Source organism: Neptunomonas japonica JAMM 1380 (assembly GCF_016592555.1).
Classification (GTDB): Bacteria; Pseudomonadota; Gammaproteobacteria; order Pseudomonadales; family Balneatricaceae; genus Neptunomonas; species Neptunomonas japonica_A.
This window is the reverse complement of the sequence record NZ_AP014546.1, coordinates 3,299,768-3,324,151: the sequence shown is the minus strand read 5'-3', so window position 1 is coordinate 3,324,151 and position 24,384 is coordinate 3,299,768. Positions and strand designations below refer to the sequence as shown.

26 protein-coding genes are annotated in these 24,384 nt (G+C 43.1%); 25 read left to right on the top strand and 1 reads right to left on the bottom strand.

Features of this window, described 5'->3' with window-relative positions; genetic code table 11:
* Positions 1-131 precede the first annotated feature (131 nt).
* From lepA to acpS, 8 genes are read left to right on the top strand one after another with little or no spacing between them, the layout of a single operon-like run.
* On the top strand, positions 132-1,922 hold the full coding sequence (gene lepA, locus NEJAP_RS15635; RefSeq protein ID WP_419197854.1) for a translation elongation factor 4: 1,791 nt from the start codon (positions 132-134) through the stop codon (positions 1,920-1,922).
* A 9-nt stretch (positions 1,923-1,931) separates the two neighbouring features.
* Positions 1,932-2,744, top strand: a complete 813-nt coding sequence (lepB, locus tag NEJAP_RS15630; protein WP_201348107.1) for a signal peptidase I — start codon at positions 1,932-1,934, stop codon at positions 2,742-2,744.
* Positions 2,745-2,767: 23 nt separating this feature from the next.
* Complete coding sequence (locus NEJAP_RS15625) at positions 2,768-3,136, top strand: DUF4845 domain-containing protein (RefSeq protein ID WP_201348106.1); 369 nt, start codon at positions 2,768-2,770, stop codon at positions 3,134-3,136.
* Positions 3,133-3,816 (top strand): ribonuclease III, encoded by a 684-nt coding sequence (rnc, locus tag NEJAP_RS15620; RefSeq protein WP_201348105.1) that lies wholly within the window; start codon positions 3,133-3,135, stop codon positions 3,814-3,816. Before NEJAP_RS15625 ends, rnc begins: the two co-directional genes overlap by 4 nt.
* The gene (era, locus tag NEJAP_RS15615) at positions 3,813-4,754 is read left to right on the top strand and encodes a GTPase Era (protein WP_201348104.1); all 942 of its coding nucleotides are present in this window, start codon (positions 3,813-3,815) and stop codon (positions 4,752-4,754) included. Before rnc ends, era begins: the two co-directional genes overlap by 4 nt.
* Positions 4,754-5,449 carry a DNA repair protein RecO gene (gene recO, locus NEJAP_RS15610; RefSeq protein ID WP_201348103.1) on the top strand — a complete coding sequence of 232 codons (696 nt, stop codon included), beginning with the start codon at positions 4,754-4,756 and terminating at the stop codon, positions 5,447-5,449. The genes era and recO overlap by 1 nt, the downstream gene beginning before the upstream one ends.
* Positions 5,450-5,458: 9 nt before the next feature.
* A complete protein-coding gene (gene pdxJ, locus NEJAP_RS15605; RefSeq protein WP_201348102.1) occupies positions 5,459-6,232 on the top strand; it encodes a pyridoxine 5'-phosphate synthase in 774 nt (257 codons plus the stop codon).
* Positions 6,216-6,620, top strand: coding sequence for a holo-ACP synthase (acpS, locus tag NEJAP_RS15600; RefSeq protein WP_329610911.1), 405 nt, complete (start codon positions 6,216-6,218; stop codon positions 6,618-6,620). Before pdxJ ends, acpS begins: the two co-directional genes overlap by 17 nt.
* 7 nt (positions 6,621-6,627) lie before the next feature.
* Here acpS and NEJAP_RS15595 read toward each other — a convergent pair whose 3' ends face one another.
* The gene (locus NEJAP_RS15595; protein ID WP_028470289.1) at positions 6,628-7,128 is read right to left on the bottom strand and encodes a MarR family winged helix-turn-helix transcriptional regulator; all 501 of its coding nucleotides are present in this window, start codon (positions 7,126-7,128) and stop codon (positions 6,628-6,630) included.
* 133 nt (positions 7,129-7,261) lie between these two features.
* Between NEJAP_RS15595 and NEJAP_RS15590 the strand changes: the two genes are divergently transcribed.
* From NEJAP_RS15590 to NEJAP_RS15510, 17 genes are all read left to right on the top strand, one after another.
* Positions 7,262-8,269 (top strand): ABC transporter substrate-binding protein, encoded by a 1,008-nt coding sequence (locus tag NEJAP_RS15590; RefSeq protein WP_201348101.1) that lies wholly within the window; start codon positions 7,262-7,264, stop codon positions 8,267-8,269.
* Between the two features lie 67 nt (positions 8,270-8,336).
* Positions 8,337-9,236, top strand: coding sequence for an ABC transporter permease (locus tag NEJAP_RS15585; protein WP_201348100.1), 900 nt, complete (start codon positions 8,337-8,339; stop codon positions 9,234-9,236).
* Positions 9,229-10,437, top strand: coding sequence for a quaternary amine ABC transporter ATP-binding protein (locus NEJAP_RS15580; protein WP_201348099.1), 1,209 nt, complete (start codon positions 9,229-9,231; stop codon positions 10,435-10,437). Before NEJAP_RS15585 ends, NEJAP_RS15580 begins: the two co-directional genes overlap by 8 nt.
* Positions 10,438-10,565: 128 nt before the next feature.
* Positions 10,566-10,991 carry a TlpA disulfide reductase family protein gene (locus NEJAP_RS15575; protein ID WP_201348098.1) on the top strand — a complete coding sequence of 142 codons (426 nt, stop codon included), beginning with the start codon at positions 10,566-10,568 and terminating at the stop codon, positions 10,989-10,991.
* Positions 10,992-11,026: 35 nt separating this feature from the next.
* Positions 11,027-11,365 (top strand): 4a-hydroxytetrahydrobiopterin dehydratase, encoded by a 339-nt coding sequence (locus NEJAP_RS15570; protein WP_201348097.1) that lies wholly within the window; start codon positions 11,027-11,029, stop codon positions 11,363-11,365.
* A 52-nt stretch (positions 11,366-11,417) separates the two neighbouring features.
* Positions 11,418-12,158, top strand: coding sequence for a spermidine synthase (locus NEJAP_RS15565; RefSeq protein ID WP_201348096.1), 741 nt, complete (start codon positions 11,418-11,420; stop codon positions 12,156-12,158).
* A 256-nt stretch (positions 12,159-12,414) separates the two neighbouring features.
* Positions 12,415-12,813 carry a hypothetical protein gene (locus NEJAP_RS15560; protein WP_201348095.1) on the top strand — a complete coding sequence of 133 codons (399 nt, stop codon included), beginning with the start codon at positions 12,415-12,417 and terminating at the stop codon, positions 12,811-12,813.
* A 242-nt stretch (positions 12,814-13,055) separates the two neighbouring features.
* Entirely contained in the window at positions 13,056-13,958 is a 903-nt protein-coding gene (gene cysM / locus NEJAP_RS15555; protein ID WP_201348094.1) for a cysteine synthase CysM, read from the top strand.
* Between the two features lie 228 nt (positions 13,959-14,186).
* Positions 14,187-16,439, top strand: coding sequence for a GTP diphosphokinase (gene relA / locus NEJAP_RS15550; RefSeq protein ID WP_201348093.1), 2,253 nt, complete (start codon positions 14,187-14,189; stop codon positions 16,437-16,439).
* Positions 16,436-17,248, top strand: coding sequence for a nucleoside triphosphate pyrophosphohydrolase (mazG, locus tag NEJAP_RS15545; RefSeq protein WP_201348092.1), 813 nt, complete (start codon positions 16,436-16,438; stop codon positions 17,246-17,248). The genes relA and mazG overlap by 4 nt, the downstream gene beginning before the upstream one ends.
* Positions 17,249-17,389: 141 nt before the next feature.
* The gene (locus NEJAP_RS15540) at positions 17,390-17,626 is read left to right on the top strand and encodes a hypothetical protein (RefSeq protein ID WP_201348091.1); all 237 of its coding nucleotides are present in this window, start codon (positions 17,390-17,392) and stop codon (positions 17,624-17,626) included.
* Positions 17,627-17,769: 143 nt separating this feature from the next.
* Positions 17,770-20,382, top strand: a complete 2,613-nt coding sequence (gene ppc, locus NEJAP_RS15535) for a phosphoenolpyruvate carboxylase (protein WP_201348090.1) — start codon at positions 17,770-17,772, stop codon at positions 20,380-20,382.
* Between the two features lie 291 nt (positions 20,383-20,673).
* A complete protein-coding gene (adk, locus tag NEJAP_RS15530; protein WP_201348089.1) occupies positions 20,674-21,327 on the top strand; it encodes an adenylate kinase in 654 nt (217 codons plus the stop codon).
* A gap of 144 nt (positions 21,328-21,471) precedes the next feature.
* Positions 21,472-22,509, top strand: a complete 1,038-nt coding sequence (hemH, locus tag NEJAP_RS15525) for a ferrochelatase (protein WP_201348088.1) — start codon at positions 21,472-21,474, stop codon at positions 22,507-22,509.
* Entirely contained in the window at positions 22,499-23,233 is a 735-nt protein-coding gene (gene rlmB / locus NEJAP_RS15520; protein ID WP_201348087.1) for a 23S rRNA (guanosine(2251)-2'-O)-methyltransferase RlmB, read from the top strand. Before hemH ends, rlmB begins: the two co-directional genes overlap by 11 nt.
* Positions 23,234-23,286: 53 nt before the next feature.
* Positions 23,287-23,934, top strand: coding sequence for an SGNH/GDSL hydrolase family protein (locus NEJAP_RS15515; protein WP_201348086.1), 648 nt, complete (start codon positions 23,287-23,289; stop codon positions 23,932-23,934).
* A 9-nt stretch (positions 23,935-23,943) separates the two neighbouring features.
* Entirely contained in the window at positions 23,944-24,348 is a 405-nt protein-coding gene (locus NEJAP_RS15510) for a GNAT family N-acetyltransferase (RefSeq protein WP_236590960.1), read from the top strand.
* Positions 24,349-24,384 lie beyond the last annotated feature (36 nt).

The window sequence follows — 24,384 nt, the reverse complement described above, 5'->3', positions numbered from 1 at the left end:
TGTATCTACAAGTGATTGCACTATTCGGGTTGTTAAGATAGCCGAAACTCCATAAATACGTTAAACTTGCGCCTTTTTCGCAAGCTTCGCTAATCGTTTCAAGCGCCTGAGAATTATATATCGTGAGTAACATCGAGCACATTCGCAATTTTTCTATTATTGCCCATATTGATCATGGTAAGTCCACCTTAGCTGACCGCTTCATCCAAACATGTGGTGGTCTGTCATCACGAGAGATGGCTGCGCAAGTTCTTGACTCAATGGAGCTAGAAAAAGAGCGCGGCATTACTATCAAAGCGCAAAGTGTAACCTTAGATTACACGGCCAAAGATGGTATCACTTATCAGTTGAATTTCATTGACACGCCAGGGCACGTAGACTTCTCGTATGAAGTATCGCGATCATTAGCGGCTTGCGAAGGTGCTCTTTTAGTTGTGGATGCAGCTCAAGGGGTGGAAGCTCAGTCTGTTGCAAATTGCTACACCGCATTAGAGCAAGGTCTAGAAGTGTTGCCTATTTTGAACAAGATGGATCTGCCTCAAGCTGAACCAGAACGTGTTCGTCATGAGATTGAAGAAGTTATAGGTATTGACGCCACGGATGCAATTGCTTGCTCTGCTAAAAGCGGCATGGGTATTGATGATGTACTTGAAGCATTAGTAGAAACTATTCCAGCCCCTGAAGGTGATGTTGATGCGCCTCTTCAGGCTCTGATTATTGATTCATGGTTTGATAACTACTTAGGTGTTGTATCGCTGGTTCGTGTCAAAAATGGAACCTTGCGGAAAAAAGATAAAATCCTGCTTAAATCTACAGGGCAAACTCAGCAGGTTGACTCTGTTGGTATTTTCACACCAAAACGTAAAGAAACAGGAATACTCAAAGCGGGTGAAGTTGGCTATGTTGTAGCGGGAATTAAAGATATTCATGGTGCTCCAGTTGGGGACACGATTACCCATGTGAAAACACCTGACGTATCTGTACTACCTGGATTTAAGAAAGTACAACCACAGGTATATGCTGGACTTTTCCCAACCAGCTCAGATGACTATGAAGATTTCAGAGATGCGCTTGATAAGCTAACTTTGAACGACGCTTCTCTATTTTTTGAACCGGAAACATCTGATGCATTAGGTTTTGGTTTTCGTTGTGGGTTTCTTGGAATGCTTCATATGGAGATCATTCAAGAGCGTCTGGAGCGAGAGTATGACCTAGATTTAATTACGACTGCACCGACTGTTATTTATGAAATAGTCCTGAATACTGGCGATGTTATACACATTGATAGCCCATCTAAGTTGCCAGATCCTGCACGTGTCCAAGAAATGCGTGAACCCATTGTTCTAGCTAATATCCTGGTGCCTAGCACCTACCTTGGTCAAGTGATTGGTTTGTGTGTAGAGAAGCGTGGTGTGCAAAAAAACCTGCAATTTATTGGTCAGCAAGTTCAAGTAACTTATGAGCTTCCGATGGCTGAAGTGGTTTTGGATTTTTTTGATCGCTTGAAGTCAGTGAGTCGTGGATATGCTTCTCTCGAATATAACTTCGTTCGCTTTGAACCTGCCGGTTTAGTACGTATGGATGTGCTAATCAACAGTGAAAAAGTTGATGCTCTTGCGTTGATCCTACACAAAGACAATGCACAGTACCGAGGCCGTATATTATGCGAAAAAATGAAAGAGCTTATACCTCGACAAATGTTTGATGTAGCTATTCAGGCAGCACTAGGTGGGAAGATCATAGCTCGAACTTCAGTTAAAGCGTTACGTAAAAACGTTATTGCAAAATGCTATGGCGGAGATGTAAGTCGTAAGAAGAAACTTCTTCAGAAACAGAAAGAAGGTAAAAAGCGCATGAAGCGGGTTGGTAGTGTGGATATTCCACAGGAAGCATTCCTCGCTGTATTGAAAATGGATAGTTAAGGAAGAACCATGAATTTTGATTTTGCGCTAATTTTGGTACTGGCCACTTTTGTGACAGGTGTTTTATGGCTGTTAGATACATTACTGTTTGCCGGGGGTAGAAAGTCTACTTTGCTGGCCGCAGAGCAAGCGGCTGGAGGGGAGTTGCCTGAAGATGTGAAAGAAACTGTGACTAGGTTGTCATGGTGGGCCGACTTTTCTAAATCAATGTTTCCTGTGCTTGCTGTGGTTTTGGTGGTTAGGTCTTTCTTGGTAGAGCCTTTTCAAATTCCTTCAGGTTCAATGTTACCAACGCTACAAATTGGTGACTTTATTCTTGTGAATAAATACCACTATGGTTTACGTTTGCCGGTAGTGAACGCAAAAGTTGTTCCTATCAATGACCCTGTTCGTGGTGATGTGGTTGTTTTTAAATATCCGAATGATCCTGCCGTTAATTACATTAAGCGAGTTGTTGGCTTGCCAGGTGATGTTATTCGCTACCAGGATAAGATCATTTATGTAAATGGCGAGCCTCAAATGCAGGATTTATTGGCTCAATTACCACCTAGAGCACCTGAAATCCTACTTTATAATGAAAAGTTGGGCGATGTTGCACATGAAATCTATACTGATATTAAAGCACCCAACAGAAGTGGTGAATGGACGGTTCCTGAAGGCCAATATTTTGTGATGGGAGATAACCGAGATAACAGCAATGATAGCCGTTATTGGGGATTTGTCCCAGATGAGTTATTGGTGGGTAAAGCCTTCGCTGTTTGGATGCATTGGCCTACTTTCTTCAGTGTTCCTGATGTTACGGCGATGCGTGCTATCCGTTAATATCCGACGAAATGGTGGACATAATGTGTAAACAAGAAAAAGGTGCCTCGTTTTTTGGTATGTTAATAGTACTGATGATGGCCGGTAGTTTGTTGGCAACAGCATTCAAAATCTACCAACCTTATCTGGACCATATGACAATTAAGTCTGTGGTTGAGAACATTACACAGGATTATGATGTGTTGCGTAAGCCGATAGCGACTATTAAAAATGATGTTAATAAACGCTTGTATATCAACCAAGTCAGTTTGCCAACGCAAGAAGCATTAACCATTGTGAATGATAAAGGCGTCTTAACCTTTAATTTACAGTATGAAACTCGGCTACCAATGTTTTTTAATGTTGATGCCGTTGTTAAATTCTCAGAATCTTATGAAGCAGTAATACCTTGATTAAGCCAATACCAGACCTTACACGCCGACTCGGTTATACCTTTAACGATATAGCTTATTGTGAGTTAGCATTAACACATCGAAGCTGTGGAAAAAAGAACAATGAACGCCTTGAATTTCTTGGTGACTCTATTGTTAATTTTGTCATAGCCGATGACCTTTTTCAGCGCTTTCCTAATGCACGCGAAGGACAGTTAAGCCGTTTGCGCGCCAGTATGGTTAAGGGTGAAACACTTGCTGAAATTGCTCGTGAGCTTAAGCTCGGCGATTATTTGCGACTTGGCCCTGGTGAGCTCAAAAGCGGTGGCTTTCGTCGTGACTCAATTTTAGCTGATGGTGTAGAAGCTTTGATTGGTGCTATTTACTTAGATAGTGACCTTGAAATTGTTCGAGGGTTTATTTTAGGCTGGTTTGAAGAGCGTCTAAACAAGCTTGATATTGATGAAGCGCTTAAAGATTCAAAAACACGCTTGCAAGAATACCTGCAATCTCGGCGTTTACCCTTACCAGATTACCAACTGACAAATGTGGACGGTGAGGCTCATGCGCAAACTTTTTACATTCTTTGTAATATAGAACCGTTGGAGAATCCAACTGAGGGTGTAGGAAATAGTCGACGACAAGCGGAGCAAGAAGCTGCTAAGTCAGCCCTTCTTCAACTAGAAGAGGTGGGAAAATGAGTGAAGATATGCAAAGCTGGATTCAGCCTAAAAATGATAGTGCTGATGAGCAACGTTGTGGTTTTGTTGCGATTGTTGGTCGCCCTAATATGGGTAAATCAACACTAATGAACTTTATGTTAGGTCAAAAGCTTAGCATTACCTCGAAAAAACCTCAGACAACACGTCATCAAATACTCGGTATCAAGACTATTGATGATCTTCAGATTATGTTTGTTGACACACCGGGATTGCACAAAGAGCAGAATAAAGCACTCAATCGCTATATGAATAAGACGGCGTCAGAAGCTTTACGTGGTGTTGATTTAGTATTGTTTCTCGTTGATAGGACGGCTTGGACTGAAGAAGATCAGATCGTACTTGATAAGGTGAAGCATGCGAAGTGTCCAGTTGTCTTAGTCGTTAACAAAGTCGATCAGCTCGCTGATAAGTCTTCATTGCTACCTCAATTGGGCGTGTTATCTGAGAAGATGAGCTTTGCTGATATTATCCCTATATCGGCGAAAAGCGGTACTAATGTAGATAAGCTTGAAGAAATCATCTGCAGCTATATGCCTGAAGGTATACATCATTACCCTGAAGACCAGCTGACGAATCGAAGTTCTCGTTTCATGGTCGCTGAAATTGTTCGTGAAAAACTGATGCGTAATGTAGGTGATGAAGTACCTTATGGCGCTACTGTTGAAATTGAGCAATTTGAACATGACGGCTCTTTATTAACGATTAGTGCACTTGTTTTAGTTGAGAGAGATGGCCAGAAGAAAATCATTATCGGCGATAAAGGTGATCGAATGAAAACGATCGGCCGAGATGCTCGTCTTGATATTGAAAGCTTGTTTGACTGCAAAGTCATGTTGAAACTCTGGGTGAAAGTTCGCCGTGGTTGGGCGGATGATGAGCGTGCGTTACGTAGTCTTGGTTATGACCATGGCGAATAATGAATCACAAGGTTGATGCGCAAGCGGCCTATGTACTTCATTCTCGCCCCTATCTTGAAACGAGCGCTTTAGTCGATCTTTTTACGTTGGAGCAGGGGCGAATTAGTGCTGTCGTAAAAGGAGCACGCCGCCCAGGCTCTAAATTACGCGGTGTTTTGCAACCTTTTGTTCCTCTTCAAATTGCTTTGCGTGGGCGACAAGAGCTTAAAACACTGACACAAGCAGAACCTGTCGGTATGAATGGGATACTTCAGGGTAGTGCTTTGATGTGCGGCATCTATGTCAATGAAATGATGCAGCGTCTATTATTACCTTTCGACTCCCATCCCCGTCTTTATGTTTATTACCAGTATGTTCTAAATGAGTTAGTTTCAGGTCAAGATATTGAAGGTGCTTTACGTACTTTTGAGCATCGTTTATTAGCAGAAACCGGTTACGGGTTATCTATGGCTGCTATTTCTGCTGACCAGGTTTACTTGTTTGATGTGACTACATGGCAGTTTAAAGTAGTTAAAAAAATAGCTGAAGGCGATCGTAACCGCTGTTTTCATGGAAAAGATCTTCTGGCTATCGATGAGGATTGTTATGATGGGCCTGAAGTTCGGCAATCAGCTAAACGCTTGATGCGTTTAGCGATAGATCATTTACTCGCGGGTCGGCCTTTACATAGCCGAACACTCTTTAAGAAACAATGAGGAAAAATTGTGGTTGAGCCAAGCCGTTTGCTTTTAGGTATAAACATTGATCATGTGGCGACTCTGCGACAAGCAAGAGGGACACGTTACCCCGATACCGTATTGGCTGCCGCCTTAGCAGAAGAAGCCGGTGCAGATGGTATTACCGTTCATTTGCGCGAAGATAGACGCCACATTCAGGATCGTGATATCTACATGCTCAAAGATACGCTGCAAACGCGTATGAATTTTGAAATGGCTGTGACGGAAGAGATGATTGCTATCGCATCTGAAGTAAAGCCATCGCACTGCTGCTTAGTGCCAGAAAAGCGTGAAGAGCTAACGACAGAAGGCGGTTTGGATGTTGTAGGGCAGTTAGAAAAGATTAAATCAGCGACACAGCGCTTAGCCGCTAATCAAATTGAAGTGTCGCTTTTTATTGACCCTGACAATGCTCAGATTGATGCGACGATAGCTTGTGGCGCTCCAGTGATTGAATTGCATACTGGTGCTTATGCCGATGCTGATAACTCTCAAGCCCAGAAGTTTGAGCTTGAGCGTATTCAAAAAGCAGCCGCTTATGCTTACGAAAAAGGCCTAATCGTAAACGCAGGCCATGGTTTGCACTATCATAACGTTGAGCAGATTGCCGAGATTCCTCAACTTAATGAGCTCAATATAGGGCATGGGATTATTGCTCGAGCTGTTTTCGTTGGTTTAAAAGAAGCCGTATCTGAAATGCGTAAGTTAATGCAAAGCACACAAGCGCGTGTGCAGCATCAGCGAGATGCCTTACTTAAATGATATTAGTAAAATGATTCGCGGTATAGGTACCGATATCTTGCAACTTGAACGAGCCCGCAATGCGCTTAAGCGTACGCCGGGCTTGGCTAAGCGGGTACTAACACCATCAGAGTTAGATTCTTACGAGCAATCAAGTGTTGGCGTATCATTTTTTGCAAAGCGTTTTGCAGCAAAAGAGGCCATTGTCAAAGCCTTGGGTACCGGTATAGGGCGTGGTGTTAGTTGGCAGCATATTGAGATTATTAATAATGATCTAGGTAAGCCTGAAGTTACGCTGTCAGCGGGGGCTCAAGAACATGCAAAGCGCCAAGGTATTGCGACTATGCATATTTCCTATAGTGATGAGCAAGATTACGTAGTCGCTTTTGCAGTAGCCGAGTCCGCTTAAAGCTACCTTACTTTTCTTCTGGAATAGAATCTTTTGCCGGAGCTGCTATATCAAGTAGGGGCGCTGCATCGATAGATTCTGCATCCATCATTGTTGCTACCTGTTGCAAGGAAGAGAGAATTTTAATCTTTCCTTGATCATCCAAACTTTCAAAGCGATTTATAAACTCTTCGTGCAGAAGAGGCGGAGCTGATGTCAGTGTTGCTTTGCCTGACTCTGTTAGCCGTGCATTGACAATTCGTCTATCTTTTATGCTTCTTACACGTTCAACGAACTTGCGGTCTTCAAGACGATTAAGAATCGTTGTCACTGTTGCTTGGCTTAGCGAAACATCATCAGAAATTCTTTTAACAGTAACGTCGCCTAGTGTAGCAATAGCGCGCAATACCATGACCTGAGGAATAGTTAACCCGCAGGTTTTCATGATGCGTTTAGACTGCATGTCAGTGGCGCGAATAATCCTGCGAAGTGATACTAAGACTTCTTGCCAGTACGGAGTGGTATTCATAGTTAATCCCAAGAAGTCAGAGGTTGCATTATATAAAAATACTGGATTATGACAAGAATAATAATTTGAGATGTAATCATTAGATGTGTAAAGTATATTGTCTTAGAGGTCAAATTCAGGGAATAATAAATATATGAAATCAATGAAGCCGATGTTAATGGCAGTGCCGCTGTTGCTTGCGAGTGCTTTTACGCAAGCTGATACTAGTTGTGGAAAAGTCACCATTGCAGATATGAACTGGAGCTCTGCCAGTTTGATCGCCAATATTGACCGTTTTATCCTTGAGAATGGCTATGGTTGTGAAGCCGAGCTTGTTCCTGGCGATACCATGCCAACAGGTACCGCCATGATCGAAAAAGGTGAACCAGATATTGCTCCAGAAATGTGGAGTAACTCTATGAAGGACGCCTTAGATAAAGGTGTGGCTGAGAAGCGTTTACGTTTTGCGGGTAATTCGTTATCTGATGGCGGTGAGGAAGGTTTTTGGGTTCCTCAGTATATGGTAGATAAAGATCCGAGCTTGGCAACAATCGAAGGTGTTATTAAAAGTGCCGCGATGTTTAAGCACCCAGAAGACCCGGACCAATCCGCGTTTTATGGCTGTCCAGCTGGGTGGAATTGCCAGATTTCTTCAGGAAATATATTTTCTGCTCTAAAACTGAAAGATGCAGGGTTTGATCTGATTGATCCAGGTTCAGGTGCTGGTTTGTCCGGTTCAATAGCTAAAGCCTTCGCGCGTCAGGAACCATGGTTTGGATATTATTGGGCACCTACCGCCGTACTTGGTAAGTACAAAATGGTTAAAGTTGACTTTGGATCAGGCGTAGATAAAGAAGAGTTTATTAACTGTTCATCAAATATAGATTGCCTTGAGCCTAAAGTTACAATGTACCCGCCTTCGCTAGTACAAACCGTCACTACAGAGAGTTTTGCAGCTAAATCTCCTGCGGCTTACGATTACCTATCAAAGCGTTCATTTAAGAATGACAAGATGAACGAACTGCTTGCTTGGATGGAAGATAACCAAGCAGATGGTGATGTGGCGATGGAGTATTACCTGACCAATAACAAAGATGATTGGATGAAATGGGTTCCTGCGAATGTTGCAGGCAAAGTGCAAAAAGCACTGGATAGCCTGTAAAACTTAAAATTCAGGCCAGCTTTTTGCTGGCCTTTGTCCTTCCTGCTTGAAACCCCGAGGTGCCCGCATGGCTGAGTCGTCATGGTTAACAAAATTTCCCCAGATGGACCGTGTAGACCTACTTGAAATTCGTAAAGGGTTGGATTCAGCTTATCGTGAATTCTCCAGAGAGTACGGGGAAGTTATTGAGTCTTTGTTTGACCCTTTACTTGCCTTTCTAGTTTGGTTTGAAAAGCTTCTTCTGACAACTCCTTGGATAATTGTCGTTGCCGCAGTGGCCGGTTTAGTCTATTTAGTAAGTCGTTCATGGAAGCTGTCATTAGGTGTAGTTGTTTCATTCCTGGCTATTGGTTATTTTGGGATGTGGGATAACACCATGAGGACTTTGAGCATCATCACGGTCTGTACCTTGATGGCTATTGGCTTAGGAATTCCTATAGGAATTGTTATGGCACGCTCCGATAAGGCTCGTAGTGTTATTACACCTATGTTAGATATCATGCAAACGATGCCTGCTTTCGTATATTTGATACCCGTGGTTATGCTGCTGGGAATCGGAAAAATACCGGGTGTTATCGCCGTTATTATTTATGCAATCCCTCCTGTTATTCGTTTAACTAATCTTGGAATACGTTTGGTTGATTCTGAGGTAATGGAAGCTGCTACGGCTTACGGTGCAAATCCCACTCAACGATTGTTTGGTGTTCAGCTACCCTTAGCAATGCCCACGATCATGGCAGGTATTAATCAGACGATTATGATGGCGCTTTCTATGGTTGTTATTGCCTCTATGATAGGTGTCAAAGGCTTAGGGCAGCCTGTATTGAAATCGATCACTAATCAATATTTTACGTTAGGTTTGTTTAACGGCTTGGCAATTGTTGCTCTTGCTATTATTTTTGACCGTGTTTCACAAGCTTATGCAAAACGAACCCAACGACATATGCAGGGTATAGATAATGCCTGAACCACTAATTACAATTGAAGGCCTTTATAAAGTCTTTGGTAAAAATCCAGAGTCAGTCATGCCAATGGTGCATGAAGGGCGCTCAAAAGACGATATTCTTGCTGAAACGGGGCATACGTTAGGCTTAAAAGATATCAATTTGACGATTAATAAAGGTGAAATTTTTGTCATCATGGGCTTGTCAGGCTCAGGAAAATCGACTCTCATTCGTCACTTCAATCGCTTGATTGACCCTACTGAAGGCGTAATTAAAGTAGAAAATACCGATGTCATGAAGCTTCAGCCTAAAGAGCTGGAGAATTTCAGAAGACATAAAATGTCGATGGTATTTCAGCGCTTTGGTTTAATGCCGCACCGGACAGTGCTTGAAAATGTTGGCTATGGTTTGTCTATTCAAGGGCAAAGCAAGGCTGTTTGGTCAGCTAAAGCTAAAGAGTGGTTAGACACGGTTGGTTTAGCTGGATATGAAGCACAATACCCTGCACAACTGTCTGGTGGGCAACAGCAGCGTGTTGGGTTAGCGCGTGCTCTGTGTACAGATGCTGAAATACTGTTAATGGATGAGGCTTTCTCTGCCTTAGATCCCCTCATTCGTAGTGAGATGCAGGATCAGTTGATCGAGCTGCAGGATACACTGCACAAAACTATTATCTTTATTACACATGACCTTGATGAGGCTTTACGCATTGGTGACCGTATTGCCATCTTAAAAGATGGTGAAATGGTCCAGCAAGGAACACCAGATGAAATTCTGCTTAACCCTGCCAATGACTATGTAGAAGCTTTCGTTAAAGATGTTAACCGGGCAAGAGCGTTAACGGTTGAGACCGTTATGAAACCGCCATCTCGACGTATTACTGCAGATACCATTGAAGAAGCGCTTATACAAATGAAGGCGATCAAAGGTGACTATGGCTATTATGTCAATGATGATGGATATCAAGGTGTAGTTACGCAGGATGCGCTTGAAGCTTGTTGTGATGATGCCTCGACCTCTCAAGAGATGGATGACACCGTCTGGGAAGACCTACCTAGTATTTCACCTGATGCTATGTTGGAAAGTGTTATTCCGGAAACATTGGATGCTGATTATTCACTGCCAGTAGTTGATGAAGAAGGAAACCTCAAAGGTGAACTGTCTAAAAGTAATTTGGCTGAAGTCTTGGGCGGCGCAGAGAAAAAGTCTGAAGATCGGGTCTAAAAGGTAAGGCGTAAGATAATCAAAAAAATAGGCCGCTGGAGCATAGAGATACTAGTGGCCGTTGCCATTTTTTTGGTATCTCCCTTTGGCGAGAGAGAGATCTTTTAGCGACACAAGAAGCGGCTCCAATGTTTGAATTGTTGCCGCTTCATTCATCATTTGCAGATGATGCTGATGCATTGTCTCTAGCGCCATCTCCTTTAGCAGCTCTTCCTACACGTTCTATTTATTTACAGGGCCAGCGTTCCTTAATTTATTTTTTTGCACCTTGGTGCTCTATCTGCAAATTTAGTATGGGCAACCTCGCTCACCTTGAAGGCGAGTTGCCAGTTGTTGCTGTTGCTTTGGATTATAGAGATGAGCAGGAAGTTGCAGACTTTGTTAAGGGGTTGGATATCGATATTCCCGTACTATTAGGGAATGTTGAGATTGCCCGCGCTTATAAAATTAAGGCTTTTCCTACTTACTATATTATTAACGCTGAAGGTAAAATAGAGATGTCGAGCATGGGTTATAGCACTGAACTTGGTTTGAAGATCAGAGCTAGCTTGTAACTTTGATCTCCTAAGTGATTTTAAGGATGCATGATATGAGTAAGCTGGCTAGTTTACATTGTGAGGCTTGTCGTGCCGGAGCTCCTTTGGTTACACAAGAAGAGTTGCAAGAGTTTATGCCGCAAATACCTGAATGGTGCATAGAAACACGTAACAACATCCTTCAATTGGAGCGAAGTTTTGCATTTGGAAATTTTGTTGATGCGATGGCGTTCTCGCAAAAAATAGCTGACCTTGCAGAAGCAGAATCACACCATCCTGCTGTTTTAACTGAGTGGGGAAAAGTGACGGTGACATGGTGGACACATAAAATTAAGGGTTTACACCGCAATGATCTGATTTGTGCAGCAAAAACAGACTTGCTTGTTTCTTGAAATAACACCCCCCAGCATTGTTTCTACTTTTTAACTTATTTAAGGATGTTTCATGTCGATTCCCGGAAAAGAGATTTATCGTGGCTACGATGAATTTGGTGTTATACGGGTTTTAGATGACGGCAATAAGCGTTACCTTTCTTTTGGCGATGTTGATGAGCAAAGCTGCTGGCTAAAAAGCGAGCCCCATATCCCGCAGCACGAATATGTACGTGCGATGCTGTTAGTTTTATTATTCTGTGAGCCCAAGCGGTGTATAAGTCTTGGGTTAGGTGCAGGAAGTTTGAATAGCTGCCTACATTTTAATTTCCCCTCGTTAAAGCAAGAGGTCGTTGAGCTGCGTGCAGGTGTCATAGACGCTGCTTATAAGTACTTCCAATTACCACGGAGTAAAAGACTGCTTTTGCATCAGATGGATGCACAAGACTTTTTGCAATGCGTTGAAAGTAAAAAAGCAGATATCATTTTTAGTGATATTTATGGCGCTGATGGGTTGGATGAACAGCAGCTGCGGCCTGATTTTATACATGAGTGCTATTATCGATTAAAATCCGGTGGCTGGTTGGTGTTAAATTGCTGGCGTGATCATCAAGGCGAAGCCACTATCGATACGTTACGTGAATTGTTTCCTGATATACGTAGTTGTGCAACTCAAAGTGGTAATTGGTTGATTTTCGCGGGTACGAGTATTGATACTCAGTCAGCCAAACAGCTTAAAGTGCGAGCGCGAGAACTTAGTCAGCCGTTGGGTTTTTCTTTATCTCGCGCTTTGAATAAGTTAGAAACCCATTAACAATGGCTCTCATTCCTACAAATGTTTCTATTTTTTAAGTTGTTTTTAAGTTGTTTTATAGTGATTAAGCATTTACATGGGTGTCTACTAATGAGGTTGATTCAGTAAACGTATTCGGTCGCGCTTGTGTAAGGAGGACGATTTGTGTGACCAGTATTGGCAATCCGTTATCAGAATAAAATCAATCAATTCATACATTCTGATGGAGTGCGTCAGGATATTGAACCTTCTATTAGTATCAGTTGAGGGTAGGACGATGAAAAAAATAGGGATAGCAATATTAATGGTGGCCACTGCTTTTGTAGTAATTGGCTGTCAAACCCAACCTAAAAAGCAAAGCGAAATGATCCAACCCGCCTTAACAAATCAACAACTAATCAATCTATACAGTCAAAGTTTGGAAATGCGCTGGAGCACGCCTAAAGGATATACTGGAACATCGGAATATGAGCCAAATGGAACGGGCATTGTTGAGTGGGGAAAGGGGGATCATGCAGGGCAGTGGAGAATATCCGGTAATACTGTTTGCACCCAATGGGAAGGGGTGAGAGAAGGGCGTGAGAAATGTTTTCGCTTAGTTGAAGTAGCTCCGGGTAAATATAATTACTATGATGTAAATGGCATATACGAAGGAGATGGGGTTGTTATTCACTAACGTTATAGATATATGTAAACTGAGCAGCGTTGTACGCTGCTTTTTTATGCCTGCTAATATAAATTAATTGAAGCTACCTTTGATGTAAGTACAGCTTCTGTTTCTATCATCTACTGTTGTATTAGAATTCAATTATTTGACTCCTGTTTTAGCCGGCTTTATTATTCCTTAGTAGAATTTTAAGTAATAATTTCTTGGGTTTTTAGTCCATTTTGTTTTAAGACGCGGGCAGGTAAATTAAAATGAGTACAGAGTTTCCCACAATAGCTGACTATGTAGGAAAAACCCCATTGGTTCGTTTACAACGCCTTGGCGGTAATTCGCGTGGTAATGTGATTCTTTGTAAGCTCGAAGGTAATAACCCCGCAGGCTCGGTTAAAGACCGTCCCGCGTTAAGTATGATTGAGCTTGCAGAGCAGCGCGGCGATATTAAGCCGGGTGATACGCTAATTGAAGCTACGTCGGGTAATACCGGCATTGCTTTAGCGATGGCCGCTGCTATTAAGGGCTATAAAATGGTGCTTATCATGCCCGATAATATGAGCATGGAGCGCAAAACGGCGATGACAGCATATGGTGCTGAGCTTATATCAGTAACAAAAGAGCAAGGCATGGAGTTTGCCCGTGATCTCGCTTTGGATATGCAGAAAAATGGACAAGGTACGGTATTAGATCAGTTTGCAAATCAGGATAATCCAGTAGCGCATTATACAGGGACAGGGCCCGAGCTGTGGGAGCAAACTCAAGGACGTATTACTCACTTTGTAAGCTCAATGGGCACCACCGGCACAATCATGGGTACTTCACGTTTTCTAAAAGAGAAAAATTCTTTAGTGAATATCGTTGGTTTACAGCCTGAGGATGGCTCTCAAATTCCAGGCATTCGTCGCTGGCCTAAAGAGTATTTACCGAGCATTTATGATGAAACACGCGTTGATCAAGTATTGGATATTTCACAGCAAGATGCTGAAGTCACGATGCGAGATTTAGCGACTCAAGAAGGTATTTTTTGTGGAGTCTCATCCGGTGGTGCGGTCGCTGGTGCAATACAGCTCAGCGAACAGGTCGAAAATGCGGTTATTGTTTGTATAATTTGCGATCGTGGTGATAGGTACTTGTCAACCGGGGTGTTTGACCCCATATAACCTATAATGAAAGAGCCGCAACAGCGGCTTTTTTCATAATCGTGTATAGAGCAAGCTGAAAAAGCATGGAACTTGCTTATTATTTTATGTCTTATGAATAGAATATTCGACTCTTCACAGTGACAGAAAACCCGTGTGCTATCGAGTTTTGTTTTTCCGTACTGTGAAATAAGAAAAAGAACCGCACTCAAGGCGGCAGAGTCGTGACTAGAGGAGTGGCAATTAGCCATGGTTAAAGTGCGTGATGATCATCCCATTCATGATGATGGAACTGTTGATCTTGATTTGTGGCTGTGGCGTTTGGAGCAGCAAGTAGAAATTGAAGATATGGAGCAGGTGAGACTTGCCTGCGATATTGCAAAACAAGTTCATGATCAGGCAGAAATAACATCCAATAATAGTTATCTTACGGGCCTTGAAATGGCTCAAATCATGGCTGAATTGCAGCAAGATGAAGAATCTATTATTGCTGCAATTTTGTATCGAAGTGTTCGTGAGGACAAACTAAAGCTCGATACGGTTAAGAATCAATTTGGCCCTGTTATCGGCTCATTAATTCATGGCGTTTTACAGATGGCGGCTATTGGTAGCCGAGCTAACCCGCGTGTAGAGCATACTGTTTTAGGCGCTAATGCACGCCAAATTGACACCGTGCGTAAGATGCTGGTGGCTATGATTGATGATGTGCGTGTTGCACTTATTAAGATTGCCGAACGTACGAGTGCTATTCGTGGCGTTAAAGAATCTTCACGTAGAAAACGTTTCCTTGTTGCTCGTGAAGTATTTGATATCTACGCACCTCTTGCTCATCGCTTGGGCATTGGGCATATCAAATGGGAATTGGAAGATCTCTCCTTTCGTTATTTAAAACCAAATGACTATAAGCATGTTGCTCAGCTTCTTGATGAGAAGCGTCTGGATCGCCAGGACTTCATCGAGACCGTTGTGAGTACTTTAAAAAGAGATCTTGGTGCTCAGAAAATTGATGCAGATGTAAATGGGCGAGCTAAACACATCTATAGCATCTGGAGAAAGATGCAGCGCAAGAATATTGAGTTTAGCCAAGTCTATGATGTGCGTGCTGTTCGTATATTAGTGCCTGAAATTAGAGACTGTTATACCGCACTGGGTATTGTGCATGGTTTATGGCGAAATATACCGCATGAGTTTGATGATTATATAGCATCGCCAAAGCCTAATGGTTATAGGTCTTTGCATACCGCGGTATTTGGACCCGAAGGTAAGGTGCTGGAAATACAAATTCGCACTCCTGAGATGCATGAAGAGGCTGAATTAGGCGTGTGTGCTCATCATCTTTATAAAGGTACAGATACGCACTCTAAAAGTGATGCTTATGAAGATAAGATTGCATGGCTAAGGCAGGTATTAGAGTGGCATGAGGATCTTGGTGATACTGAAGGTTTTGGTGATATTTTACGAGGTGATGTTGTTCAAGATCGGCTCTATGTGTTCACGCCTGGAGGGCATGTGATTGATATGCCGTTGGGCTCAACCCCCTTGGATTTTGCTTATCGGGTACATACTGAAATAGGGCATCGTTGTCGTGGTGCAAAGGTAAATGGCCGTATTATCTCCTTGAATAAGCCTTTGAAAACGGGAGATCAAGTAGAGATATTGACTGGTAAAGAAGAGCAGCCACGACGAGACTGGCTGAACACCAATATTGGTTATTTAACAACATCTAGAGCACGCGCCAAAGTAGCACACTGGTTTAAGCTGCAAGATAGAGATAAGAATGAGGAAGCCGGTCGCCATATGGTTGAGCGGGAGTTCAAGCGTTTGGCCATTTCAATGAATGAAGTTGATATGAGGCTCCTTGCTCAGGAAGTGAATTATAAGTCATCAGAAGATGTTTTTTCTGCGCTCGGTGCAGGAGATATTCGTTTATCTCAAATATTGAACGCAGCTCAGAGGCAGGTAGAAACAAGCTCTCATGATGAACAATTAGATTTAGCATTGCCAGCTACTTCTAGAGAAAAGCAAAAGAGAACAACCGAAGCAGGGATACGTATTCTCGGTGTAGGTAACCTGCTAACGACGATCGCTTCATGCTGTAAGCCCGTGCCTGGCGACTTGATTGTCGGTTTTATTACCCAAGGAAGAGGTGTGTCAATTCACCGTGAGGATTGTACAAATCTTCTAAGCTTACGAGAGAACGAAGCTGAGCGTGTGGTAGCTGTTGATTGGGATGAAGGTAATGAAACGACCTACCCCGTTGATATTAACATTGAAGCCTATGATCGTTCGGGCTTACTGCACGACGTTATGATGGTATTAGCGAATGAAAATCTCAATATATTATCGGCTAATACCTTAACGGATAAAAACAGTAATGTTGCACGCCTTTCGCTTACTGTTGAGATCTCACGCTTGGAATTGTTGGGACGTCTTATGGATAAAATTAACCAGTTACCTAATGTGGTTGATGTACACCGTCAACGAAATGGCTTTTCTCAATGAATCACACTTATGCATTGCCGGACTTGATCTATTTAATGGAGCGGCTTCGTGATCCAAAGCATGGTTGTCCCTGGGATCTTAAGCAAGATTTTGGCTCGATTGTTCCTCATACGTTGGAAGAAGCGTATGAGGTAGCTGACACCATTGAGCGTAAAGACTGGGCGCATTTAGAAGATGAATTAGGTGATCTATTATTCCAAGTTATCTTTTATAGCCAGCTTGGTAAAGAGCAGTCCTTATTTGAGTTTAACTCAGTGGTTAATCAGTTAGTTACTAAGCTTATCCGCCGTCATCCACATGTGTTTCCTGATGGGCAGTTAACCACACTGCCCGGTTCAGTCTCGCTTTCAGGTGAAGAAGTTAATGCTGCATGGGAGCATATTAAGCAGCAAGAACGTATTGGGAAAAAGAAAGCCCGCATTTTGGATGATGTTCCTAAAGGGCTGCCGGCGTTAAGTCGCGCTGATAAGCTTCAAAAGCGTGCTTCACAGGTAGGTTTTGATTGGAATGATCCGTTATTGGTATTGGATAAAATAGAGGAAGAAATTGCTGAGCTACGTGAAGCGATTCAGCAAGGTAACCAAGATGAAATTCTTGATGAAATGGGTGATGTTATTTTTGCTCAGGTTAACTTGGCCCGTCACCTAGGTGTTAAAGCTGAAATAGCGTTACGTTCGACTAATCAGAAGTTTGAGCGGCGCTTTAGTCATGTTGAGGCGTGTGTAGAAAGCTCAGGTAAAGCCTGGGATGAGTATGCTTTGGATGAACTGGATCAGTTTTGGGACGAGGCAAAGCAGAAAGGACTATGAAAATGACATGGGTTGTATTAGCTGTCATTGTGATGGCAGGTTTAGGGTACTGGAATTGGCAAAAAAGGTCAGGAACAGCTCAGAATTTTAAAAAGCAGCGGTTTTGATATCACTGAAGATCTTAAAGGAGATCCGCGTTTGGTGGTTGATAGAACAAACAAGAGTGTCGCCTTGGTTAGTGCTAATAATTACCGCGTCATCCCGATGCAAACTATTACTTCTAGTGAAGTTCTTTATGATAGGGGTGTTCAAATGGATGAGAACTTTCGTATTGAATTGCAGTTAGCGCCTTCTGAGGGCGTTGTAGTGCCTATTATGTATGAGAATGAGGCGTTAGCAAGAGCCGCTTTAGATTCGTTGCATAAGGCTATTCGCTAGGCCAGTGTATAACAATCATGACATTAGATAATCTATGCAGTTCTTATTAACGCATCTCTGACGACTAAAGCCTGATTTGTGCAAAGCTAAAATAATATCTATGCTCTGATGACTGTGATTGGATTTTCACTAAGGAGTTAGGTATGAATGATCTGCATGAAGCCTTACGCGATGATGTTAGGATGCTGGGTGGCAGTCTTGGACAGACAATCGAGAAGCATCTCGGTAAGGGCTTTCTTGAGAAAGTTGAACGCGTTCGAAAGCTTGCTAAAGCAGGCCGTAGCGGTGCTGAAAGTGATCGAGAAAATCTACTGACAGAACTAAAGGGGCTGAGTGAAGATGAAATGCTCCCTGTTGCGCGTGCTTTTACACAATTCCTTAATTTGGCAAATATCGCTGAAGAGCATCACCGGGTGCGTCGTCATCAGGAAATATGTGATTTAGAAGCGACTGACTCTTATGTACAGTTACTTAAAAAATTAAAGAAAGAAGGCCTACCCAAAAAGCAGATCTTGCAGACACTACAAGAGATGCATGTCGATTTAGTGCTTACCGCGCACCCTACTGAAGTTAATCGCCGTACCTTAATTCAAAAATATGATTCCATTACGGATTGCTTGCAAGGGTTAGATCGCGGCGAATCTCAACAGCATCGTTTAAATGAATTGATTAGCCAGATTTGGCACACTGATGAAATTCGAAAAATTCGACCTACACCCATAGATGAAGCTAAGTGGGGGTTCGCCGTTATAGAAAACTCGTTATGGGAAGCAGTCCCAACATTTTTGAAGCGCTTAGATGGTCAAACCCGCGCTATTCTTGGGCAGGGTTTGCCGTTGGATTGCTCCCCTGTACGTTTTTCTTCTTGGATGGGAGGTGACCGGGACGGTAACCCTAATGTTACGGCCGTTGTGACCGAAGAGGTGCTGATGCTCTCTCGTTGGATGGCTGCAGACCTATACATAAGAGATATAGATGCTCTGCGTGCTGAATTATCAATGCACAACTGTAATCAAGAGTTACGCGAACAAGTGGGCGATGCTGCTGAACCGTATCGTCATTTGTTGAGTTCAGTGCGGGACTCTTTAGAGTGCACTAAAAATTGGATAAAAGAGCGCTTAGGCAAACCCAGTGTTGATAGTCATGACACCTGTCCGATGCTCACATCAGATCAACTACTTGATCCTTTAATGCTGTGCCACCGCTCTTTAGTAGAATGTGGAATGGAGATCATAGCTGAAGGGCCGCTTGAAGATATTATCAGGCGCATTGGCTGCTTTGGTATGACGCTTGTTCGATTAGATATTCGACAAAGTTCAGACCGTCATGCTCAAGTGTTTGAAGAGATATCTCAGTTTTATGGATTGGGTTCATATAACAATTGGACAGAAGAAGGGCGACAGGCATTTCTATTAAAAGAGTTGCAGAGCAAACGGCCTCTTATCCCTCACGGTTGGCAGCCATCTCTTGAAGTACGTGAAGTCTTAGATACCTGTAAAGTTGTTGCCGAAGCTGATCCAGCTTCGTTAGGCTCTTATGTGATTTCAATGGCAAGCCAGCCTTCGGATGTACTGTCAGTTATTTTGTTACTGCGTGAAATGGGTATTAGCCATGATATGCGTGTAGTGCCATTGTTTGAAACATTAGATGATCTTGATAACGCGCGTGACTGTATCGATGCCTTGTTATCTGTGCCTTGGTATAAACAATACACGAACGGTCATCAAGAGGTCATGATTGGTTACTCTGACTCATCAAAAGATGCTGGGCAACTGGCAGCTGCTTGGGGGCAGTTTAAAGCGCAAGAAGCGTTGACACAGCTTTGCCAAGAGCATGATGTGCACCTCACACTTTTTCATGGACGTGGAGGTACCGTAGGGCGTGGTGGTGGCCCTAGCCACACTGCGATACTTGCACAACCTCCGGGTTCTGTAGATCGGAGCCTGCGTGTTACTGAACAAGGGGAGATGATTCGTTTTAAGTTTGGCGTACCAGAATTAGCGGTTCGAAATTTGGAGCTTTATACGGGAGCGGTGTTGGCTGCAACGCTTTCTCCTGCGCCGTTGCCGCAAAATGTTTGGCGTGATCAGATGGAGAAGATGGCTGAAACAGGCCTACAAGCCTATCGATCAGTGGTACGCCATGATTCGCAATTCGTACCTTACTTTCGCGCAGTAACACCAGAGCAGGAGCTTAGTAAGTTACCTTTGGGGTCTCGTCCGGCGAAACGGAAAGCGGATGGCGGTGTTGAAAGCTTACGTGCTATTCCATGGATTTTTGCTTGGACGCAGATTCGCCTTATGTTACCCGCGTGGTTAGGTTCAGATACAGCATTGGAAACAGCGGTGCGTAATAATGAGTTGCCTTTATTGCATGATATGTATGAAAAATGGCCATTCTTTCGTTCCTACGTCGATATGCTGGAAATGGTGTTGGCAAAAAGTGATACGCGATTGACAGAGTATTATGAATCTCGATTAGTCTCTGAAGAGCTTAAAGTGTTAGGTTCTAGCCTACGAAATCGCATGAATGTGGCAGTCGAAAAGGTACTGGATATTAAACAGAGTGAAGGTTTGTTAGCAGCTAACCCCGTTATTCAGCAATCAATTGATGTTCGAAATCCTTATATAGACCCATTACATTTTTTGCAGGCTGAGCTGCTTTATCGTGATCGAAATCATCCAGATCAGCGCCTTGAGCATGCTTTGATGGTAACAATGGCGGGTATATCTGCAGGTATGCGTAATACGGGTTAATTTTTATGTGGGCTTGAGCCAAAGGCAACTTTGGCTTACTCTCGCGTGTCGGTATTTGAAATATATACGTTTTTTAGCAAGATGATTGCCGGTTTACACCATTAGTTGGAAGCGGTGCTAGTGCTAATGTCGAATTGTCGGCATTCTTATGCCCCAGTATGGTTCATATCCAATATTGTGTAAGTTGCGTTGGGCTTAAAACGTACAGAGCGAAGCAGACCGCTTATAAATGGTTTGATCGAATACACTAAACAAATTCATTTTTAATAGTTAGAGCAGGGGACATCCTTAATGCGTATTATTCTTCTTGGCGCACCAGGCGCTGGTAAAGGCACTCAAGCGCAGTACATAACCGAGAAGTACGGTATTCCTCAGATCTCAACTGGCGACATGCTGCGGGCGGCTGTAAAAGCAGGAACGCCTTTAGGTATTAAAGCCAAAGCAGTAATGGATGCCGGTGAGCTAGTTTCTGATGACCTGATCATTGGGCTGGTAAAAGAGCGTATTAGTGAAGCGGATTGTGAAAACGGTTTCTTGTTTGATGGTTTCCCACGCACTATTCCTCAAGCAGATGCATTGAAAGATGCTGGCGTGATTATTGATGCTGTTGTGGAAATTGATGTGGCTGATGAAGAAATTATTAAGCGTATGAGCGGTCGTCGTGTTCATCCTGGATCAGGGCGTACTTACCACCTTGTATTTAACGCTCCAAAAGTGGAAGGTAAGGATGACGTTACTGGAGAAGATCTAGTACAACGTGCTGATGATGTTGAAAGCATAGTGCGTGATCGTTTGCGAATTTACCATGATCAGACAGCACCATTAATTTCATACTATCAAGGTTGGGTTGAAGCGAAGGAAGCTAACGCACCTAAGTATGTTTATGTTGCTGGTGTAGGTAGTGTAGATGATATTCGTGACGGTGTATTTGCAGGCTTAGCATAGTCGTACAAGATGAGCTTACAAATTTTCAAAAAAAAGCCGCTTTATGCGGCTTTTTTATTTTAGTCTGTTCAGTGAAAGCAGTGCTGGGTTTTTGGACGCTTCTTCTGGATAATAGATGCTTTTAATTTTAAGCAGATAATCCACATGTCGGATTCAATAAAAACAGCGGTTATACTGACAAACCTAGGTACGCCAGATAAACCAGAAGCGAGTGCGGTAAAACGTTATCTTCGTGAGTTTCTTTCGGATTCTCGTGTTGTCGAAGGGAAAGGCTTAAGACGTATTGCATGGTTAGCTGTTCTGAATTTTATTATTTTAAACTTGCGGCCACGTAAGGTAGCAAAGTTATATCGCTCTATATGGGAAGATGATTCCCCAATGCGAAAGATTCTGAATGAGCAAGTGACCGAGCTGCAATTACTCTTACAACAGAATTATGAAACAGCACCTTGCGTATTTGCGGGAATGACCTATGGCTCACCAAGCTTAAAGGAGCGTTTGGAATCATTGGCCGGCCATGGCTACCAGCGGGTGTTAATTATTCCAATGTACCCACAATATTCTGCAACAACTACCGCACCGATTTATGATCAGGTGGCTCGCTTTCAGTTAGGTCGCCGTGAAGTACTTGATATTCGTATAGTAAAGTCATTCTATAATCATCCGGCATACATCAATTCTTTGGCTCAAAGTATTCGCTTATTTCGTCAATCGGCGCAGCCCGCTGAAAAGTTAATGCTGTCTTATCATGGTATTCCAAAGGAATATGCAGATAAAGGAGACCCTTATCCGCAGCAATGTCACCAAACATCTGTATTGGTAGCGAAAGCACTAGGTCTTTCTGAAAACGAATGGGTAACAACTTTTCAGTCACGCTTTGGTCCGGCGCAATGGTTACAGCCATATACTGACAAAACCTTGGAAAGCCTTGCTCAGAAACAAGTAAAAGCGGTTGATGTTGTTTGTCCTGCTTTTACAGCAGACTGTCTTGAAACACTAGAAGAGATAGCTGAAGAAAACAAAGAAGTCTTTCACAAGGCCGGCGGCGAGTCATACCAATATATTCCGGCAGTAAACAGCTCGCCGGCGTTCATTGCGGCCCTAATGACCTTGGTTCAAGAGCAGTCAGCTGACTGGCTTAAATTAGATAATCAAGCAGATGAGAAAAATAATGCAGTCTGAATTAGTATTTGGTTTTCATGCAGTAAAGACCACACTCAAATATGATGCTTTTCGAGTCCAACGCATCATGCTGCTTAAAGGGCGCGAAGATGAGCGCCTTAACCAATTACTTGAGGACGCTGGGGACATCAGTGTCGAGCGTGTATCAAGGCCCAAACTCGATGAATTAGCTCAAGGAGGTGTCCATCAAGGCGTTATTGCTTTTTGTAAGCCTATTGAATCCAAGACTGAGCGTTTTCTTTATCAATTGTTAGATAAGCTCGATGAGGCTCCCTTTTTATTGGTGCTTGATGGCGTAACTGACCCACATAATTTGGGTGCTTGTTTACGTACTGCGGATGCTGCGGGGGTGCATGCGGTTATCGCCCCTAAAGATAAATCGGCACCGCTGAATGCAACTGTTTCAAAAGTAGCGTGCGGTGCGGCTGAAGTAATGCCTTATGTTCAAGTGACTAACCTTGCTCGCACCTTACAGGAGCTTCAGAAAAGAGGTATTTGGATCACAGGCACGGCGGGTGAAGCTAAGCAGATGGTATATCAAGCAAACCTGACAGGGCCTATGGCACTTGTTATGGGCGCTGAAGGGAAGGGCATGCGTCGGCTGACGCGTGACGGATGTGATTTTTTAGTTAAAATCCCTATGGCGGGTGAAGTTAGTAGCTTGAATGTATCAGTGGCAACCGGTGTGTGTTTATTTGAAGCGGCAAGACAGCGCCAAGTTTAGCCGATAAGCAACGATAACAGCTCTGAACTGGCTAACCTGTTAAGGGTGGCATGATGAAGCATATTTTAGTGTATGGTGATTCTCTTTCTTGGGGAATTATTCCTAACAGCAGAAAGCGTTTCTCTTTTGATAAGCGCTGGCCTGGCGTGCTTGAAAATCAACTTCAAGACCATGGAGTAGCCGTTAGAGTCACCGAAAACTGCCTTAATGGGCGTCGTACTGTATGGAGTGATCCTTTTAAAGCAGGCCGTGATGGCTCAGAAGGGTTGGCTCAGCTTATTGAAATAAGTGCTCCTTTGTCATTGGTTGTGCTGGTGCTGGGTACAAATGATTTTCAAGTCATGCATACCAATAATGCTTGGATGTCTGCACAAGGCATGTCGAAGCTAATTAGTATTATTCGTCAGGCTCCGTTAGAGCCTGGAATGTCTGTGCCTGAGATCTTAGTAGTTGCCCCACCAAAAATGCTTGTCCCTAAAGGGCCTGTTTCAGCAAAGTTTGAAGGTGCCGAACTTAAGTGTGTTGGCTTGGCTAAGGCTTTAAAAGCTGTTGCTGAAGAGCAGCAGGTCTATTTCTATGATTCTGCAGATGTAACAGATGCGAGTCGGGTGGATGGAATACATCTTGATGAAGATCAGCACCAAGTGCTGGGAAAAGCATTGGCTGATGTACTCAAATGTATTCTTGAATTACAGGAGTGATAGGTTAAGGTGATTAATGTAAGTATGGATGATGTGATTGGGCAAGATGAAGTACTGGAGCTGTACTGCGAGAATCATTGGTCCTCTGCTGAAAAACCTGATCTATTGATGCGTGCGTTACGTAAATCTGATGCTTTAGTGACAGCGCGTCTTGATGGCAAGTTAGTTGGATTAGCTAATGCTATTTCAGATGGCTGTTTGGTTGTTTATTACCCTCATATGTTGGTTCATCCTACTTATCACGGCCGCGGAATTGGGCGAAAATTAATGGAAGCGATGCAAACAAAGTATGCAGGTTTTCATCAGCAAATGTTAACAGCTGATTGTAGTGCAGTAGGCTTTTATAAAAGCTTAGGTTTTGAAAAGGCGGGAATGGCAGAAGCGATGTGGATTTATGGTGGCAATGAGCATTGATAACCTCCCCCTGATTATTCCTTTAATCTAGAGGGG